The 17,900-nt window shown below is 65.6% G+C and carries 16 protein-coding genes and 1 pseudogene; 10 read left to right on the forward strand and 7 right to left on the reverse strand.

Annotated features, from left to right (window positions below; genetic code table 11):
• The first annotated feature begins 374 nt into the window (after positions 1-374).
• From QMK34_RS32985 to QMK34_RS33015, 7 genes are all read left to right on the forward strand, one after another.
• Positions 375-506 (forward strand): hypothetical protein, encoded by a 132-nt coding sequence (locus QMK34_RS32985; RefSeq protein WP_326418573.1) that lies wholly within the window; start codon positions 375-377, stop codon positions 504-506.
• 128 nt (positions 507-634) lie between these two features.
• Positions 635-1,297: a TetR/AcrR family transcriptional regulator gene (locus QMK34_RS32990; protein WP_326418575.1), complete on the forward strand. Its 663-nt coding sequence runs from the start codon at positions 635-637 to the stop codon at positions 1,295-1,297.
• A gap of 196 nt (positions 1,298-1,493) precedes the next feature.
• Entirely contained in the window at positions 1,494-2,567 is a 1,074-nt protein-coding gene (locus tag QMK34_RS32995; RefSeq protein ID WP_326418576.1) for a glycosyltransferase family 4 protein, read from the forward strand.
• A 56-nt stretch (positions 2,568-2,623) separates the two neighbouring features.
• Entirely contained in the window at positions 2,624-3,409 is a 786-nt protein-coding gene (locus QMK34_RS33000; RefSeq protein ID WP_326418577.1) for a class I SAM-dependent methyltransferase, read from the forward strand.
• Positions 3,406-4,182, forward strand: a complete 777-nt coding sequence (locus QMK34_RS33005) for an FkbM family methyltransferase (RefSeq protein WP_326418578.1) — start codon at positions 3,406-3,408, stop codon at positions 4,180-4,182. The genes QMK34_RS33000 and QMK34_RS33005 overlap by 4 nt, the downstream gene beginning before the upstream one ends.
• Positions 4,183-4,237: 55 nt before the next feature.
• Positions 4,238-5,677 carry an MmgE/PrpD family protein gene (locus tag QMK34_RS33010; RefSeq protein ID WP_326418579.1) on the forward strand — a complete coding sequence of 480 codons (1,440 nt, stop codon included), beginning with the start codon at positions 4,238-4,240 and terminating at the stop codon, positions 5,675-5,677.
• A gap of 164 nt (positions 5,678-5,841) precedes the next feature.
• A complete protein-coding gene (locus QMK34_RS33015; RefSeq protein WP_326418580.1) occupies positions 5,842-7,170 on the forward strand; it encodes a PucR family transcriptional regulator in 1,329 nt (442 codons plus the stop codon).
• 596 nt (positions 7,171-7,766) lie between these two features.
• Here the strand turns inward: QMK34_RS33015 and QMK34_RS33020 are convergent.
• The 5 genes from QMK34_RS33020 to QMK34_RS33040 form a co-directional block, all read right to left on the reverse strand.
• Positions 7,767-8,216, reverse strand: coding sequence for an MmgE/PrpD family protein (locus QMK34_RS33020; RefSeq protein ID WP_326418591.1), 450 nt, complete (start codon positions 8,214-8,216; stop codon positions 7,767-7,769).
• 413 nt (positions 8,217-8,629) lie between these two features.
• Complete coding sequence (locus QMK34_RS33025; RefSeq protein WP_326418581.1) at positions 8,630-9,799, reverse strand: 2-methylaconitate cis-trans isomerase PrpF family protein; 1,170 nt, start codon at positions 9,797-9,799, stop codon at positions 8,630-8,632.
• Positions 9,796-10,311: a LeuD/DmdB family oxidoreductase small subunit gene (locus QMK34_RS33030; RefSeq protein WP_326418582.1), complete on the reverse strand. Its 516-nt coding sequence runs from the start codon at positions 10,309-10,311 to the stop codon at positions 9,796-9,798. Before QMK34_RS33030 ends, QMK34_RS33025 begins: the two co-directional genes overlap by 4 nt.
• Entirely contained in the window at positions 10,308-11,567 is a 1,260-nt protein-coding gene (locus QMK34_RS33035; protein ID WP_326418584.1) for a 3-isopropylmalate dehydratase large subunit, read from the reverse strand. The genes QMK34_RS33030 and QMK34_RS33035 overlap by 4 nt, the downstream gene beginning before the upstream one ends.
• Positions 11,560-12,438: an isocitrate lyase/PEP mutase family protein gene (locus QMK34_RS33040; protein WP_326418585.1), complete on the reverse strand. Its 879-nt coding sequence runs from the start codon at positions 12,436-12,438 to the stop codon at positions 11,560-11,562. Before QMK34_RS33040 ends, QMK34_RS33035 begins: the two co-directional genes overlap by 8 nt.
• Positions 12,439-12,618: 180 nt before the next feature.
• On the opposite strand from QMK34_RS33040, the gene QMK34_RS33045 reads away from it, so the two are divergent.
• On the forward strand, positions 12,619-13,392 hold the full coding sequence (locus QMK34_RS33045) for an IclR family transcriptional regulator (RefSeq protein ID WP_326418586.1): 774 nt from the start codon (positions 12,619-12,621) through the stop codon (positions 13,390-13,392).
• Between the two features lie 1,604 nt (positions 13,393-14,996).
• Here QMK34_RS33045 and QMK34_RS33050 read toward each other — a convergent pair.
• The gene (locus QMK34_RS33050) at positions 14,997-15,158 is read right to left on the reverse strand and encodes a hypothetical protein (protein ID WP_326418587.1); all 162 of its coding nucleotides are present in this window, start codon (positions 15,156-15,158) and stop codon (positions 14,997-14,999) included.
• 326 nt (positions 15,159-15,484) lie between these two features.
• On the opposite strand from QMK34_RS33050, the gene QMK34_RS48000 reads away from it, so the two are divergent.
• Both QMK34_RS48000 and QMK34_RS48005 read left to right on the forward strand, forming a co-directional pair.
• Positions 15,485-15,706: a hypothetical protein gene (locus QMK34_RS48000; protein WP_442785262.1), complete on the forward strand. Its 222-nt coding sequence runs from the start codon at positions 15,485-15,487 to the stop codon at positions 15,704-15,706.
• A 204-nt stretch (positions 15,707-15,910) separates the two neighbouring features.
• Positions 15,911-16,380 (forward strand): annotated as a pseudogene (locus tag QMK34_RS48005) (CorA family divalent cation transporter).
• Positions 16,381-16,710: 330 nt separating this feature from the next.
• Here the strand turns inward: QMK34_RS48005 and QMK34_RS33060 are convergent.
• Entirely contained in the window at positions 16,711-17,775 is a 1,065-nt protein-coding gene (locus QMK34_RS33060) for a sodium:calcium antiporter (protein WP_326418588.1), read from the reverse strand.
• Between the last annotated feature and the right edge of the window lie 125 nt (positions 17,776-17,900).

A 17,900-nucleotide genomic window follows, 5' to 3' on the forward strand; every position in this document is an offset into this window, starting at 1 on the left:
AACGCACGGTTGGTCTCCCGTCATCGTTGGCGGTGTGATGGCTGACTCCGAGTAGGCACCGGCCAGAGCATGTTCCCGTCCCGGCCTGACGACATGTGCCGCGGTCTCGTTCGGTCCGTCCGAGAGGCGTTTAGCGGTGGCAGCTGTCTTGGCTCGGAAATCTAGAACCACGCTTGACACCGTGTCAAGTGTGGTGTTCTCTAGGTTCACGTCGGGATGGATATGAACGCCTCCTGGCGAATAGTCAGACTGCCTCCGGCCGACTATTCATGCGATCCGCGCAACGTGATGTATGCGCGAGCCGTGGATTTCAGCCGGACAAAAAGGACACGCTTTCGGCAATGGGGCCGATTGGAGGGCTTGACGTGGAGAAAATGACGATCAAAGTCGTGCTGACGGTTCTGGTTTCGGTCATTCTGGCGTTCATGGTGGCGCTGCTGATGGTCAACGCGGCTCAAGCCGTGCCGAATCAAGCCAATGTTCCGGTGTTCACCTATGGCAGTTGAATCGCGGCTGGCTCCGGCTGACAGTCACGTGCCGACCATCCGAGATGAGGAGGCCGCGGTGGCTGAAGGCGGCGCGCAAACGGAGGGCGTACCCCGACAACCACATCGGGCTGGGGTAGAAAGACACCGTGAGCAAGAATGTCTCCGGTCAGCCACAAGAACGGCACATACCGGACGAACGCCGCAAAGCGGCCATGGAAGCGGTGCTGCATCTGCTCAGTACCGTGCCCTACGACGACATCCTGGTCGCGGACATTGCCGCTGCGGCTGGCATGTCGCGACCGCTGCTCTACCACTACTTCGGCGGAAAAGAGCAGGTCACAGCGGCTGCACTGCATTGGGCAGGAGAGCGGATGGTGGCCGGCGTGCAGGCCGCCGCCGCGTCCGCCGGATCGAACTGGCTGGCCGTGACCGCCGGCATCCACGCCTACCTGGACAATGTCGTCAACCGAAGCGACTGGCACACCGCACGGGTCCGCTACGCACGCCTGCCAGGACCCCCTTTTGAGTCGGTACGCAACGAGGTTCGAGACGGCATGTTACAGGAGCTACACAGGAGGATCGCCCCCCGCGGCGGGTCACCGATCCTGCGATTGGTGACCTTGGGTTGGATAGACCAGGTGGAGGCCATCGTCGGCGAATGGTCGATCATGAAGGAACCCTCTCTCGACCAGGTCGAAACACTATTGTGCCAGCTACTCCTCGCGGGACTGCAAACAGGCGCCGCACTTGACGCTGCAACGGCCAACGCTTTCCAGCTGTTGACCGACAAGACTGTTAACCAAAAATAGTAAGCGCTAATAGTCATCCGCCTTCTTCCGGATGTTCCGGTGTGCGATTGATGGCGTCTCAGCGCATTGTCCGATATGTCGCACTGTCGGGATGAGGTCGGTTATGGTGCAGTTTGTGTCAAATAAGCAGGTTCGGGCGCAGTCGGCCGTCTGGCCGGACCAGACCGCTGGCCGCAGTGCCGGGCCGAAGCGGCACGTGGTCATCGTGGCCTGGCGGGACCTGGCTAATCCGCGCGCCGGCGGCTCGGAGCTGTTGGTGGATCAGTTGGCCGCCGGGATGGTCGCGCGGGGTAACGACGTCACCCTGCTCTGCGGTGGCGACATCGGCGAGCGGCCCTACCGGGTGGTGCGTAGCGGCGGTGACTACTCGCAGTTTTTGCTGGCGCCCTTGGCTTTCCGGCGCCGAATCCCGCACTGCGATGTCGTCGTCGAGGTGTGCAACGGGCTGCCCTACCTGACCCCGCTGTGGTGCGACCGTCCGGTGGTGTGCCTTGTCAACCACGTGCACACCGCGTTGTGGTCGATGCGCTACCCACCGCCAGTCTCCACCATCGGCCGGTTCGCTGAACGGGTCGTGATGCCCAAGGTGCACGCCGACAGTCTGTTTATCACCGTTTCCCCGTCCAGCGCCCTCGAACTGGCCGGCATCGGCGTGCGACCGGATCGGATCAGGTTGCTCTACAACGGCGTCGAGCCACCACCGCCGTATACCCCCCGCTCCCCCACCCCACTGTTCGTTGCCCTGGGCAGATTGGCCGACTACAAGCGTCTGGATTTGCTGCTCGCGCTGTGGGAGCGGGTCAGGCCAGTGACCGGTGGGCAACTGGTGATCGCCGGGGATGGCCCCGATCGCGAGCGGCTGGAACGCCTTGCCGGCAACGACGTCACGTTCACCGGCCGAATATCCGAGGCGGACAAGCACGAACTGCTCTGCTCCGCGTGGCTGCTGCTGCATCCCGCGGTCATGGAGGGCTGGGGCATCGTCGTAGCCGAGGCCGCGGCCCGTGGTACCCCGACCGTCGGGTTCGACGTACCGGGACTGCGTGACTCGGTGGTGAACGGACGGACCGGATTGCTGGCCACCACCGAGGGCAGGTTCGCCGGGGCGTGGGCCAGCCTTGCCCTCAACCACACGCACCGTGCTGCCCTCGGCCATCAGGCGCACCTGTTCGCGGACCAGTTGCGCTGGTCGACTGCGGTGGACCGGTTTTCCGCGGTGATCGATGAAGCCAGCACGTCCGTCGAGTGTGCCACCCCGGCATCGGCCTGACAGTGCCACTGCGCGACGTGATGGATGCGACCTGGACCGACGAGAAGGACATCAGCATGACCGCGACCGAATCGCCCGCCGGCTCGCTGCGGGATTTCTACGAAGCGCCCGAGGTGCCGATCAGCTCCGGTTCAGATCGGGCGAACAGGCAACTGCGGATGCTCGCCGACGTGTTGCGCACCAGGCCCGGTCGGCAGCGCATCCTGGACGTCGGCTGTGGCGATGGTGCCGCTACCAGCCTGGTGGCCCGTTTCGAGCCGGCCAACCATGTCATCGGTCTTGACTGGTCCACCCGTGCGGTACGCACCGCCCGCGACTACGGCTTCGACATGATCAGCGGCGGCGTTGACGGTCCCGGCCTGCCGATCGCGAGCGAGTCGATGGACGTAGTCATCATGAGCGAGTTGATCGAGCATCTAGTGGACACCGACGCAGCCCTCACCGAAGCCCTGCGGGTCCTGCGACCGGGTGGCGCGCTGCTGCTGTCCACCCCGAACCTGGCCGCCTGGTATAACCGCGTCCTACTCGCCGTCGGCGTGCAACCGATCTTCACCGAGGTCGGCCTGCGCGGTATCCACGGTCGTCCCGGTGCCCAGGTCGTCGGGCATCTGCGCCTACTCACCCGGCGAGCACTCGTCGGGCTGTTGCGCGCCAACGGTTTCGAGCGGATCGACGTCACGGGCGCGCGCTATCACGACGTCCCCGCCATGCTCGCGCCGATCGACCGGTTGCTGTGCCACTGGCCCGGTGCGGCGTCGATCCTGCTGGCCGCCGCATTCCGGGCCACGACGCCGCCGAGTGTGCCGCCCCTATCGTGCGGGGATGAGGGTGGTGTCGCATGAGCGTGGCCACCCGGCTGGAGCCGTTCGTGCCCGACAGTCTGGTCGCCGCCGCGGCTCGCCTGCTGTACCCGCGATTTGAGCGGGAGCTGCACTGGCTGGACCGGCTGTGTCTGACCGAGCGCACCGCGGTGGACATCGGCGCCTGGTACGGGCCGTGGACCAGCCGCCTTGCCGCCCTCGCCGCATCCGTGGTCGCGGTCGAACCTATGCCCGCGCTGGCCCGCCTGCTGGCCAGTGCGGTGCCCGACAACGTGCGGGTGGTGCCCGCAGCCGCCTCCGACCACCTGGGGACCGCGTCGATCTGGACCTCATCGGATGGTCGAGGAGTACGCGGCATCTCCGCACTGGGCCGCCGGCAGGACGTGCACACCACGAGCGTGCCGGTGCCACTGGTCACCATCGACAGCCTGGGCTTGACCGACGTGGCGTTCGTCAAGATCGATGTGGAGGGTCACGAACTTCCGGTGCTGCGCGGTGCGCGGGCGACCATCCAGCGGGATCACCCGGTGTTGTTGGTGGAAGCGGAAACCCGCATCCAGTCCATACCGGATCTGGTCGACCTGTTGGCCTGCTGGGACTACCGACCATGGGTGCTGCCCGGCCGGGAATGGGTGCCGCTGGCCCACTTCGATCTGGCCGGCCACCAGCACAGCAGCGGCAGGGCGGCGCAACGCGGTCTGCTGGCCAGGGCGGTGTGGCCCTATCCACGGTACGTCAATCTGGTGCTATTCGTTCCTGGCCGGACTTGGCCGGGCGAGTGCGCGAGACCCTGAACGCAGTGAACGGCGATCACCGCCCGCGCCAGGCCCAACCGTCAGGAGACACACCGTGACCTCGACCGCATCCCGCTTCGCGGACCCGTCGCCGATTGAGGCTTCGGTCAAGCCGCTGGCCACACAACTGGCCGACGCTGTCGTAGCGCTGCAGTGGACCGACGTACCACTGAAGGTGCGCGAGACCGCCAAAGAGCACCTGCTCGACGCTGTCGGCCTGGCACTGGCCGCGACGACCCTGGACTTCGGCTCGGCGATCCACGAGGCCGGAGTGCGCCTCGACGGTGCCAAGGGTTCCGGTGTGGCGACCGTGCTCGGCTTCGGCAGCGGCCTCACCCCGGCCTACGCGGCGCTGGTCAACGGCACCCTGATGCACGGACTGGACTTCGACGACACCCACATTGGTGCGATCTACCACGCGACCGCGCCCGCCGCCGCGGCCGCGCTCGCGGTGGGCGAGGAGGTCGGCGCCACCGGAACAGACCTCCTGCTGGCCTACATCGTCGGCCTCGAAGTCGGCTGCAGGCTCGCGAAAGCCGGCGCCGGACGCTTCCATCTGCGCGGATTCCACCCCACCGGGGTCATCGGCACCTTCGCCGCCGCGTGCGTCGCGGCAAAGCTTCGCCACACCGACGCTCCAACACTGCACAACGCCCTTGGGCTCTGCGGAAGCCAGGCCGCCGGCATTCTCGAACTCCACGACTCCTGGCTCAAGCGCATGCACCCGGGCTGGGCAGCTCACGCCGCGATCTCGGCCGTAACCATGGCGCAGGCAGGATTCCGTGGTCCCGCAACGGTCTTCGAAGGCGAAGGCGGCCTTTACCAAGCCCACATCGGCGAGAAACCGACGGCCGCGGACCTGGCCATCGCCGACATCGGTGACGTGTGGTGGACACCGGACATCGCGCTGAAACCCTACCCGTGCTGCCACTTCACCCACGCCTTCGTCGACGCGGCGGCCAACATCCTCGGTGACCTCAAGGTCGATCGGCTGACCGCGGACGACGTTGCCGAGATCACCTGCACCGTGCCCGCCATGGTCATCCCGATGGTGTGTGAACCGCGCGACCGCAAGATCGCGCCACCCGCGATCTACGACGCCCTTTTCAGCGTCCCCTATGTCACCGCTGCCCGGCTTCTGGGTCGTTCGATGGATCTGGCCATGTTCTATGACCAGCCTCTCGACGACCCCGACACCCTGGCGCTCGCCGCCAAGGTCTCCTGCACTCCCGACCCCGACACCGCTTTCCCTTGGCACTTCCCCGGAACTGTCTCCGTGACGCTCCAGGACGGCCGGACGCCGCGGTCTCACGTCGCTGACAGCCGGGGCACCAAAGAACACCCCTTGGCACGCGAGGAAATCCTCGCAAAATTCGATCAGACAGCAGGACGCACCATGGCCGGCCACGAGGCGCGACGCCTGGGAGAACTCCTACTGGAGTTGGAGCAGCACACCACCGCCGACCTGATGGCCGCAGCGACCCTCGATTCCTGACGGCCACGCCGGCTACAGGTCTGGACGGGAGCGGGCCCCATCACCAGTGGTACTCCTTCAGCCCCAAAAAGAACATGACTGTCGCAGCTGAAACAAGGTAGGCAACACCCCACCCCACCGCACCGCAACGAAGCGCATGTGTAGTGCTATCCAAAGGCTGATGGATGACTGACGTGACTGCCGCAAGCGCGCTATTACCTGATCTCCTTAAATCGGCCGCGAACAAGGACTCCGAGTTACGCACGAGCACGGCGAACAGCAGTCTCCCGGATTCCTTGTCTTCGGGTTTTACGCCGGAGTCGCCCGGTCGTCGCGCAGGTCCGGTCGAGCGGCGGGATCTGGGCTCGCTGTTGCCTGCCCGGATGGCCCACTGGCTCGGGGAGCACGGTGACGCGCTGGCCGCGGCGATACTTGAGGAGATCCAGAATTCAGTCCCACAATTCCGGCTCGACACGACCACCAACCACGGCATCAGGCGAGCCGTCGGTCACTGCGTCGAGAGAGCCCTTGCTGCGGCAAAACCGGATGAAAACTGGAACGTGCTCTTCCGCACGTTCGGGAGGATCGAATTCGAGGAGGGCCGCAGTCTCGATTTCCTGCACACTGCCTACGGGATAGGTGGCCGGGCGGCCTGGCGACACATCTCCGCGGGCGGTCGGGCGCTCGGGCTGACCACCGATGTTCTCTGTCGGTGCGCCGACGCCATCTTCGCGTATGTCGAGGAGATCTCCGCCTTGTCGATCGAGGGCTACGCCGTCGCGCAACATCATTCGGCCGCTGCCCTCTCGCTGCACCGTCGGCGGTTGCTGGAACTGCTGGTGGCAGACACGCCGGCCACCGGACGGATCGTGGCGGCTCACGCGACATCCGCGCAATGGCACCTGCCACTCGACGTTGCCGTCGTCGTGCTCGAGCCCCGCACCACGCACCCTGGTATCGGGATTCCCGACCTGCCCGGCGAGATACTGGCCGATTGGGACGGTGGTCAACCGTGGCTGATTACCGCCAATCCTGCCAGGGACATGCGGGATTTGGCAGGCAAGTTGGGACAGTGGCGAGTGGCGGTGGGGCCAACCGTCCCGCTCGCCAATGCCGCGAGCTCGCTGGCACGGGCGCGACAGACCATGCGGCTGCTCAAGCGTGGTGTCATCGCCGACGCGGCCGTCGTCTGGTGCGCCGACCACCTCTCGACATTGTGCCTGCTCGCCGACGAGGTCCTGCTCGAGGAACTGTGTGCCCGGGCGTTGGCGCCGTTGGCCGGTTTGACGCCCAAGCGACGAGCCCGTCTGTGCGAGACCTTGCTGACTTGGCTGCAGTCCCGTGGGAGTGCGCCCGAGATTGCCGCCAAACTCAAGGTCCACCCGCAAACCGTCCGATACCGGCTGCATCAACTGACCGACCTGTTCGGAGAGCGGCTCGACAATGCCGACGCCCGGCTGGACATGGAGATCGCCCTTCGCGCCGAGCATCTGCTCGCGACAGCAGCGCCATGACCGCCTGATCGGCTACACGGCCACAACAAGGGCTGAGAAGCTGCGGCCGATCCCGGCACGCCGCCCGTGGACAACGCCATACCCCCGCGCATAACCCGGCTCTTCCGCGAGGCGAGCCGGGCGGGACACGCCCCGAAACGGTGGCACACCATCACCATCCTCGACTCCGCCGCGAGCACTCAGGCTGACCTGATCAGGTGTTACTTCGGCTGCCGCGCAGCGGATATAAACACTTGCTGGTGCAGGTCGGGTGGCGCAGGGGGCTTCACCCGTGGGCTCCCACAGTTCCCGGCGTGAGAGTTTCCCGTCACCGACCTCTTGTCGCCTTGACTATTACTGTGGTGTTGCCGAAGCCTGTTCCGAAGGTACTGATGATTCCCGTCGTCAAGTCGAGACTACCGAGTATGACGGGTGTCGGGATCTGGTGGGCACCGAGACGCATGACAACGCAGGCTTAAGCCGCGCTGGAACGGGTTGTCGATGGCGATCACCCGATTGTCCCTGCTGTCAACGACATACAACGTGCCCCGAGTGCTGGAGATGAATACGGTGTCATCCACCTGGGTGTTGAGCGAGAACACTGTGGCCTGCTGCTCCTAGCGCTCCGGGGTGGGGCAGGAACACCAGCTGCCCATCGCCCTGGTTGTCGAGCAGCAGGTCCCCACCGAAGCGCCGGAGGTCGAGGTCAGGTGGAAGCCGCGGTCATAGCTGGTCGGTCCGACAGCGGCCCCGACACGGCAACTCACCTCGTATCCGATTGCCAGTGCTTCCAGGAACGCGCGTCCGTTCGCGCCTGTCCGTTCGGCCTCGGCCAGCGCGGCCGAAATGACCGGCGCGCCGGGGTGCCCAGTCTGCCGCCGGTTGGTGTCGTCGAAGTCCAGGGAATGCGCGTAGCACCCGTTGAGCAACGCGGCATACGGCCAGCGATAACCCTTCGCTTCGCCGATCACAGTGCCGGGGCCGTCGCCCGGGTCGAGCTCGGCGACGGCCGCGCGGACCGCCGGGGCGTTCTCGGCTTCGACGGCGGCGAACGCGGAATTCCCTATGTAGTCGAGAAAAGGTCGCGCAGCCGGGAGAAAACCAGTGCCGGAATATCCGAAGCCGTGGTGACGAACCCGGCCAGCTTCGCTGTCTCCTTCATGTCTTGTCCCTCAGATAGTGTCGAGTTGCCGGGAGTTGGTGCGTGGGCCGAACAGCGCCACCTCGACGCTCATGGCGAGGATCAGCACAGCGCAGGCGCTGAACAACACGCTGGTCCGAGCGAGTACAGCGTCGGCAGTGGGACAAACGGGAGCACCGCGGAAACCAGGCGAGACGACGAATACGTCCGCCCTGCCGCGGTGGCGCGCATGGCCCGGTCGGCAACTGGTCCAGCCTGGTCGTCACCTCGGCGGCTATTCTCTGGGAATCACCTGGCATTGGCGACGTTGCCATGTTCACTCCCGTTGGTCTTGTCGGATCAGCGTTCGATGAGGATGGAGCGTGGGTAGTAGGCGGTGGCGTCCATCAGCCTCCGCGCGGTTCGACTGAAGCCCAATAGCTCGAAATGGACGGACGGCGTCGTGCCGGCCGGTGCGGTTTCGACCCATACGGGGGTGATGCCGGACGGGTGCCCGATGAGCAGCGTGCCCTCTTCGCGGGTTTCTGCCACTGATGCGACGACCGAACCCGGCACCCGCGAGGCCGCGGCGAGGCAGATCGATCCGGTGCCCGCGATGCTTTCGTGCAGTCGGTTCAGGAACAGCAAGCGACAGCGAAGATCCATGTCCTGCCCCGCCACCGCACTGTCGTTCAGCGTAAGGTGATCCGCCGGTGGCGCGACGAAGCCCGCCAGTGGAATCCCTGGAGAGTCCCGGTCGACGGCATTCCATTCCGTGCAGAGCCCGGCTAGCACCGCGGCCTTGCCACGGAGTTCCCGCACCTGCTCGATGAGCGTCGCGTTGTCGTTGATCTCTTGGCTGAGTTCGCTGCCGGTCAGCCCGAAGTCGCTCGCGCGCACCCAGACCGCCGGGTTACCCGCGTCGCAGATGGTGGCGTCGATGTGCCTGCCGTCGGCCATCTCGATGATGTCGACCACCCTGCCGGTCGGCAGCAGCTTTCCCGTCTTCGCTCCGACGGTCTTGCTCCAGTCCATCAAGATCTCCGCCCCGGTCCCCGGCACGCCGGGCAGCACGAATTCACCGTCGACCTTGGCTCGGCCACCGGTGACCGGCACCCTCGCATGGAGAATCTTGCCGGTGTTGGTGTTGTGGATGCGGACTTCCGTACTGCCGTCAACCGCGGGCACGAGGCCTTCGTCGATCGCGAACGGTCCTACGCCGGAGGAGATGTTGCCGCAGTTCCCGGTGTAGCCGATGTCGTCGTGGTTGATCGCTATCTGGGCGAATGTGTAGTCGACGTCAGCATCGTCGCGTGTGGACGGCGCCACGATCGCGACCTTCGACGTGATCGGCCGTGACCCGCCGAGACCATCGATCTGCAATACGTCGGGGGTGCCCATCAAGCGCTTGAGCAGCCGGTCCCGCACTGGTCCTGGCTCAGGCAGATCGGACTCGTGGAAGTAGAGTCCTTTGCTCGTGCCACCACGCATGAGCACACATCGGACTGTGTCCTGCTCGCCAGTACTCATGCGCCACTCCCCGCCGGGCGGAGTTTGCCCGCCGCTTCGAGCTGCGGGAACAGGCCTCCCGCGGCGAGTACGGAACGCAGCAACTCCGGCAGCGGCGCGATCGGATGCACCGTACCGCTGGCGCACAGGCTGCCGTCGGTGAAGTCGAGCCGCACGGTGTCTCCCTCGGTGATCAGCTTCGTGGCGTCCGGCACTGCCGCCGCCGGCAGGCCGTAGTTAATGCAATTGCGGAAGAACAGACTGTTGAACTGTTCGGCGACCAGCGCCGCCACACCTAATTCCTGGAACAGCAACGGAACCGGCCTGCTCGACCCCAGCCCGAAGTTGCGGCCGGCGACCACGATGTCCCCCGGTTGGACGAGATCTGCCCAGCCGGGCCTGCTGGCGTGGAACATGTGCCGTGCGGCCTCGTCGATCGGCAGCCGCATGGCGAAGCCCGGGTACATGTCGTCGGTGTTGATGCCATCGCCGAACACCCAGGCCCGGCCGCTGACGAGAAGTTCGTCACTCACGTCGCCTCCCCGGTGAATTCCCGGACGTCGCTGATGGACCCGCGGATGGCCGACGCGGCGACAGTAGCGGGCGAGGCCATATACACGTCGGCGTCCGCGCTTCCCATGCGCCCCTTAAAGTTCCGCGTGCTCGCGGTGATGCACACCTCGCCCGCGGCCAGCGTTCCCATGTGGTAGCCGAAGCAGGCGCCGCACGTCGGATTGGTGACCGTTGCACCAGCCTCCACCAGATCGGCCAGGTAACCAAGCCGCGAGGCCGCCAGGTAGATCCGCTGGCTCGCGGGTGTGACGATCAAGCGGGTCGCCGGTGCGACCTGATGTCCTTTGACGATCCGGGCGGCGACTTCGAGATCGGCGAGTTGCCCGTTGGCGCAGGACCCGATGAATGCCTGGTCGATCCGGGTGCCGACAAGGTCGTCGACGGGTCCGGTGTTGTCGATGACGGTGCCAGGCCTGCCGACCATGGGCGGCACGGCCGATAGGTCGACCTGCCGCACCGCCGCGTAGGCCGCGTCGTCGTCCGGCCACACCGGCGTCAATTCGGTACCGGGCGCCGCCGCCGAGACGTAGTCGAGGCAACGCTGGTCGGAGGGGAAGATGGTGAAGTCCGCACCGATTTCAGCGCCTTGGGTCGCGATGGTCCGCCGGTCGGTCATCGGCAACTCGGCGAGGCCGGGACCGCCGAATTCGACGGCGTGCCCGGTCGCTTCACCGTAGCGCCCGGCGATGTGCAGGAAGATGTCTTTTCCGTTGACCCACGAGTGTTTCCGGCCAGACAGCTCGTAGCGCAGCGTCGGCGGGACCTGATACCAGGTGCGGCCCGTGCACACGATCTGCAGTATCTCCGCCGGCCCGAGCCCGCGCGCCGCGGCCCCGACCGCGCCCGCCGCGCAGGTGTGGGAATCGGTGCAGGCGATGACCGTGCCCGGCCGGGCGAGGCCCTGTTCGGCGAGCACCTGGTGCACGATGCCGTGCCTGCCGACGTCGAATACCTTTTCGATGCCGTGCGCGGCAGCAAAGGCACGCGCCTTGCGGCCCGACTCGGCATCGCGCACCGACGGGGCGGGCACGGCGTGGTCGAACACGATCGCGATCCGGTCCGGGTCGGCGACGCTGACCACGTCACCGAGCCTGTCGTGGGCGAATTGGATGTCGATGAGTGCCGTCAGGTCGACGTCGCACACGACGATCTCGCCGACCGCAGCAGGTCCGCCGGACGCGCGGCCGAGCACCTTCTGGATCAGTGCGTCAGGCACGGGCGGGCTCCCCCGCGTAGCGCTCCCGCAGGTTTTCCCAGAACGGCAGGCCGAGCGCGTCGAACATGCTCCGGGGTGAATCCTGGCCTTGGGTGCCGACATCTCCTCGTGCGGCGCGTTCGAGCGCGGACCGCATCGCGGACGCGGCACTGCCCACGCACAATCCTGGCATGATCACCACGGCATAACCGAGTTCCGCGAGCTCCGCCAGCTCCAGCACCGGCGTCTTTCCGCGTGGTACGAGGTTGAACAGCGCTGGGGCTGTGACTCGCGACGGCACCTGCCGCACCTCGTCGATCGTCCGGGGCGCTTCGAGGAACACCAGGTCGGCGCCCGCTTCGGCGTAGAGGTTGACCCGCCGCACCGCCTCGTCGAACCCGAGGGTGGCGCAGGCGTCGGTGCGGCCGATCAGCACCGTGTCCGGATCGCGGCGCGCTTCGGCCGCGGCCTCGATCGTGCGGGCGAACTCCTCGGCGTCGACGACCCGTTTGCCCTCGAGATGCCCGCAACGCTTGGGAAACTCCTGGTCCTCCAGCTGGATCGCGGCCGCGCCCGCGCGCTCGTACAGCTGGACGGTCCGGTAGGTGTGCGTGACGTCGCCGAATCCGGTGTCGGCGTCGGCGATGACCGGGACGTCGAGCCTGCCGGCAACCAGATCCAACTGGCGCACGAACTCCGTCTGCGTGGCAAGGCCGACGTCGGGCAGCCCGGTCGCCGCCGCGACCGCGGCGCCGGACAGGTACGCCGCGCGGAAACCCGCGCTCGCCGTCAACGCCGCCGACAGCCCATCGAAAACGCCCGGCGCAACCACAGCCGATCGTTCGGTGAGCAGTTCCCGCAGCCGGGCCCCGGCACTCGATATCTCCGACATGAGCACATCCCTTTGCATTGCCACATCGTGACGGCCATTGCCACGATGCGGACGACTATCGGCGCTCAATCCAAGCGTTGTCAAGGCTTGACAGCGGCCGAAACGTCATGTAAATCTTCCAGCGGGTGGCAATCATTGCCACGATGCGGCGACCACGATGGGGCACCAGGGAGCGTGGCGGTGGACGAGGGGCGTGCCGACGGCAGCTCGGTGCAGGTAGTGCGGAAGTCCGCGCGGATCCTGGACTGCTTTTCCGCGATCACCCCGCGCCTGCGCGCGGCGGACATAGTCCACGCCACCGCCCTGCCTGCCTCCACGGTGGCGCGGATCCTGCGCACGCTCGTCGGCGAGAATCTGCTGCAGCGACAGGGGCAGGAATACAGCATTGGCCTGCGGGTCACCGTCTGGTCGGCCGCCGCGAAGGCCGGATCGGATCTGATCGCCGCGGCAGGCCCGCACGTCACAGCGCTGCGGGACAGCTGCCGGGAATCGTGCGGTGTCTACGTCCGGCAGGGCGCCAGCCGAGTCTCCGTGCTCGGCGTCGAGTCGACGCACTCGATCATCTACCGCGGGTATATCGGCCAGATCCTGCCGTTGCAGGCGGGCGCCGCGGGCAAGGTGTTCATGGCCTATGACGAGCACGCCCTGCAGGCCGCACTCGAAGACGGACTGCTCGCTCACACCTCGCACACCGTCACCGATCCCCAGGTGCTGGAAAAGCAGCTCGATCAGGTACGCGAGCAGGGTTGGGCGTTCGCCGAGCAGGAGCGAGAACCAGGCCTGAACTCGCTCGGCGCCCCCATCTTCGGCCCCGGCGAGACGATCGTCGCCGCCATCGCGGTCGGCGCGCCGTCGTTCCGCCTGACCCGGGCCGCCGCCGAAGACCTGGCCGACGAGGTGACCGCTTGCGCCGCCGCGATCTCGGAGGCCTTGCTGGGGCAGCGCCGACGTTGAGCAGACTGACCTCTCTGCCGACGCGCCCATGATCGTCGGCTTTGCCAGTGGCACTCGAAACTGCTCGATACCCGCGCAGGGCCGGCACGGCGCAGCGCCACAAGCGGGCCCCAGCGTCGTGATACAAGTCGGGTGCCGTCGTCGAGGTAGAAGTTGTGCATGAACGGTGCGTGTACAACGTTCTCGGGTTCAGTCTCTTCGCACTCTCGCTCTTTCGCGGACTCACAGCATCCAACGCCATCACTCACAGTGCCCATCCCGCCGGACCTCAGCCCGATGTGTCGGACCGAGAACACAGTCCTTTGGATGGTTCTCCGCCTCTCAGTGAAATCCACATGGCCGCTCGGATCCATGACCACCTCCCGCCCCGCGACCGAACCGCCGCGACGACGGAGCACACCGACGCGGTGGGAGCCTTTCCCTCCCAGCTGCCTTGCCCCCGGGTATGCCGTCTGACAAAACGCTCCAGCCCGCGCCACCGTGCAACCGCTTCTGTAAGAGCGGTTTGGCCGACGAGTCGGCGAATTATAATTGCTGCCAGGAGAGCGAGTTCCTCGCGTGGCTGCCCGATTTGCTGGAGACCTCGCTGGCACGATTGGACACCGCCGTGGTCACTGTATTCGTCGGCGTCTAAACTACCGCAGCCAAGAATGCGTGGTCAGCGAAGACATTGGTAACCGCGTTACGGTCAGTGCTGCGATTCCTGCATGTAGACGGCATGATCCCGGCCCACTGGTCGGCGCGGTTCCAAGGGTGGCGGGCTGGCGACTTGGCCGCGCTGCTGCGTGACCTGCAACGCGGCCGAGTCGCGACCCTACTGGTAGGCCCGGACACTGCCACAGCTGCGGGCTTGCGTGACCACGCGATCTTGACTGTACTGGCCCGGCTCGGGCTGTGCGGCACTGAAGCTGCAGCGCTTTATCTGTCCGATGTGGACCAGCATGCTGGAGATATCACCGTGCGAGGCAAAGGGTTCACACTCGAGCGGCTCCCGCTGTCGACCAAGGTCGGCCAGCGCTGGCCGCTCACCTCACCGACAGCCGGCCAGCGTGTTCGTGCCCGACACTGTTCGTGACGACTCGCCCGCCGATCATGCATTGGCTCATGCATTGGCAGGGCTCGGCAATAAGAGCGGTCATGGTACGAGCCTGCCACGGGTGGGAGTGGTCCCGCCCCGGCGCCCATTGCCTACGACACTCCCTGACCACCGAGGTGCTGAAGGCTGGCGCCGGATTGGTCGAGGTGGACCAGTTGCTGCGACATCGCAATCAGTTACCCCCCACAGTTTATGCGAAGGCCGACCACACCGCCCTGCGAACGCTGGCACGCTCTGACCCTGCTGCGACAACACGCCGAGCAGTACCTGGCCATGCGCCGCGCCCCGGGATTCAAACTCACCACTTCGACCCGAAGCTGATGAGCTTCATCGGCTACATCGAATCGGCTGGCCACACCACTGTCACCACCGAGGACGCCCTCGCCTGGACGACCTCCACGCCCGACTTTGCCTCAATGCTGCCGCTGGGACCACACCGACAAACTACCTTCGACCTCGATCAGTCCTATCTCTGGCCCGACCGAATGGCCAGAAATGAAACGTCCAGTCAGCGCTTGCGTCCCAGTGCTTCACGTTTGACAAAGCCGATCACCGCCGTTGCGACAAACAGGATCGCTCCCACGATAATCAGCCAGAACAACGCCTTCACTGTGATGCCCACGACTACCAGTATCAACCACACCACCAGCAGTCCGATGAGTAGTGCCATATATCTCACCTCTTCCGTTGACTACGTCTACCCCCACCGGCGCGAGATCAAACCCGGTGATCGGAATACGCGGCCGAGCGGGCGTCCGTTTGCTTGCTGTCCGTTCCGACTTTTTTGGGTGTTATTAACTTTTTGGTAGGCAGAGTCCGGAATGCTCAGTACTTGTAAAAGCACTGTTCTCAGTGTCCTCTCAGCGCCTACCCCGCACCATCGTCGATGAGTTCATCCGTTGCGGTTGGGCGGGTCGCCACGTGTCAGGAGTCTTGCCGGTGCCGTTGGTCATCGTCGACCATCCGTACTACACCGTGTCGGCCAGAGGCTGATCGATGTCACGGACCCGGGTGTACCGCAACGGTGTGCTGGAAGCTGGAGGCTTCCGGGTGGCTGACGTCTCGGACTATCTCGCCGATCCCGGCGCGACGGTGTGGTTCTACTTCTGCGGCCCCACAGAGGCCGATCTCGCGGCGATCAGCGAAGGGCTCGGCTTGCACGCGCTGGCCGTCGAGGACGCCGTCCACGAACACCAGCGCGAAGCTCGATCGGTATAAATCGCACGCTTTCTTGACTGCCTACTCGGCCACGCTGGATAAGGACATCGGTGCCCTGGTCGCATCCGAACTCGCGGCATTCATCACCCCTCACGCGCTGGTCACCGTCCGCAAGAACGACGACTTCGACATCGCTGCGGTGATCGGTCACTGGGACTCGGCCGTGGACCTGGCCAAAACGGTGTCGGCTTCCTGCTTCACGGGTTGCTCGACTACATCCTCGACGGTCACTTCGAGGTCGTGCATGCCCTGGATGAGCAGACCGAGACACTCGAAGACCTGGTGTTCGACGAACGCCCGCAGTACGCCGTCATGCAGCGACGGCCGTTCGCCTTACGCAAGAGCCTGGTGCAGGTGCGGCGGGTCGTGCTCCCCATGCGTGAAGTCGTCAACTCGAACATGCGCCGAGATCTGCACCTCATCGACGACGAGATACAACCCTACTTCCAAGACGTATACGATCATGTGCTGCGGCCACCGAATGGACCGAATCGTTGCGGGACCTGGTCACCACGATCCGCGATACGCAGCTCAACATGCAAGGAAACCGGCTCAACACCATCATGAAGAAGGTCACCAGCTGGGCAGTGATCATCGCCATTCCGACCGCGGTAACGGGATTCTACGGCCAGAACGTACCTTATCCCAGATTCCAGACTGTCACCGGATTCTAGACCTCGACGCTCATAATCCTTGTTCCTTCCGATGCCCTTTACCCCAGTTTCAAGAAACGCGATTGGCTTTGACCGCGGAGTGAAGCGGCTCGGGCCGGCCTATGCCAACGAGCAACCGGTGATGACGTTCATGCAGTCGGCGCCGTGCTGGGTCCGACGACAAGTCATAACCGATGCGAATTGTATGAATAATCAGTGGCCTGTCACGACTTGGCCGGGACCCAGCTCGTCCAAGCCGTGCAGCCTCAGGCTGGGCTTGCTGGGCAGAATCTGGGGTTGATCGCCGCCGCACTGGCCGCCGCGATCATCAGCGGGGAAGCCAGACGTCGTTCACGTGCTGATGGTGGCGAGCCCGGCGATACCGGCCAGGTAGATGAGCAGGACCGCGATGCTGTCGATGCCCATCCGCAGGAATTGCCGTCGTGGCCGGAACACGAGGCCGCTCACATAGACGATGGTGAGGACGACGCCCAGCGCGGTGAGATAGATGTCGCTGTGGTGCGCGTCGGGCAGTACAGCGGTGCCGGACAGCAGCGATGCGAGCAGGAACAATACAGGTAGGAAGGCGTTGCCGCCGAAGATGTCGCTGATCGCGAGTTGGTAGTCGCCCAGGCGGGTGGACGTGAGGCCGGTACTGAGCTCCGGCAGTGAGGTCGCGGCGGCGAGTACGGTGGCGCCGAACAGGACGCCGGACAGACCGATGCGACCGAACAGTTCCTCCCCGCTACGTTCGATCACCACTCCCGCCACGAGGGTCGCCACCGCAGCCACGGCGAACACCAGTACAGCCCGCCCGGTGCCGACTCCCTTGTTGGTGGCGGCTTTTTCCTTCTTGCCGCGGGAATGCCCGCGCGGTTCCGGCTGTGCTTCGGGTGCGTTGCCCGCCTCATGCCAGGGCAGGCCTTTGCCCGCCCGGTTGAGCAGTAACAAGCCGACGATCCACACCGCGGCGATGACCAGAGGCACCGGGGCAAGCCAGCCGAACGCCAGCAGAGGCGGCAGTTGAGTGCCCATGATGACCACCGCCAGGATCACCACGACGAGGGCTCCCTCCAGCACCAAGACGAGACTGGCCGCCAGCCGCGTCAGCGGAGCGCGAGGCCGCACACCGGCGGCGTCGAGCGCGACCAGGACCACGGTCTGAATGGCGATACCGCCGAGGATGGTGCCGACCGCGACGTCGAGCTGCCCGGCCATCGCGGCGCTCGCGGTGATCGCGATCTCCGGCAGATTCGTGGCGACCGCCAACATGAGCAGGCCACCCAGAGCGCTGCCGAGATGCAGCCGTTCGGCGAGCACGTCGGTAGTGCCGGACAGTTTGATCCCAGCAACCCAGATAACCCCGGCGCTGCCCGCGAACAACGCTGCCAGCAACAGTGAACTCAGTGATCCCACGTGTCCATTCACGGGGTAGCGCCAGTTGATCACGTTGCCGTGACGCGGGGAGGTGTCCACGGGTTGCCGGTGAGGGCGTGTTCGATGGCGTCGATGGCGGTGATTCCGTGGTTGACGGCGCTGGT

This window comes from Amycolatopsis sp. H20-H5 (assembly GCF_035828755.1).
Classification (GTDB): domain Bacteria; phylum Actinomycetota; class Actinomycetes; order Mycobacteriales; family Pseudonocardiaceae; genus Amycolatopsis.

Bases quoted from the DNA above. Each gene is read 5' to 3' on its own strand.
- QMK34_RS33005 (WP_326418578.1), top strand. From the start codon at position 3,406: ATGAGCGTGGCCACCCGGCTGGAGCCGTTCGTGCCCGACAGTCTGGTC.
- QMK34_RS33025 (WP_326418581.1), bottom strand. From the start codon at position 9,799: ATGAGTACTGGCGAGCAGGACACAGTCCGATGTGTGCTCATGCGTGGT.
- QMK34_RS33000 (WP_326418577.1), top strand. From the start codon at position 2,624: ATGACCGCGACCGAATCGCCCGCCGGCTCGCTGCGGGATTTCTACGAA.
- QMK34_RS33040 (WP_326418585.1), bottom strand. From the start codon at position 12,438: ATGTCGGAGATATCGAGTGCCGGGGCCCGGCTGCGGGAACTGCTCACC.
- QMK34_RS33015 (WP_326418580.1), top strand. From the start codon at position 5,842: ATGACTGACGTGACTGCCGCAAGCGCGCTATTACCTGATCTCCTTAAA.
- QMK34_RS32985 (WP_326418573.1), top strand. From the start codon at position 375: ATGACGATCAAAGTCGTGCTGACGGTTCTGGTTTCGGTCATTCTGGCG.
- QMK34_RS33050 (WP_326418587.1), bottom strand. From the start codon at position 15,158: ATGGCACTACTCATCGGACTGCTGGTGGTGTGGTTGATACTGGTAGTC.
- QMK34_RS48000 (WP_442785262.1), top strand. From the start codon at position 15,485: ATGTCACGGACCCGGGTGTACCGCAACGGTGTGCTGGAAGCTGGAGGC.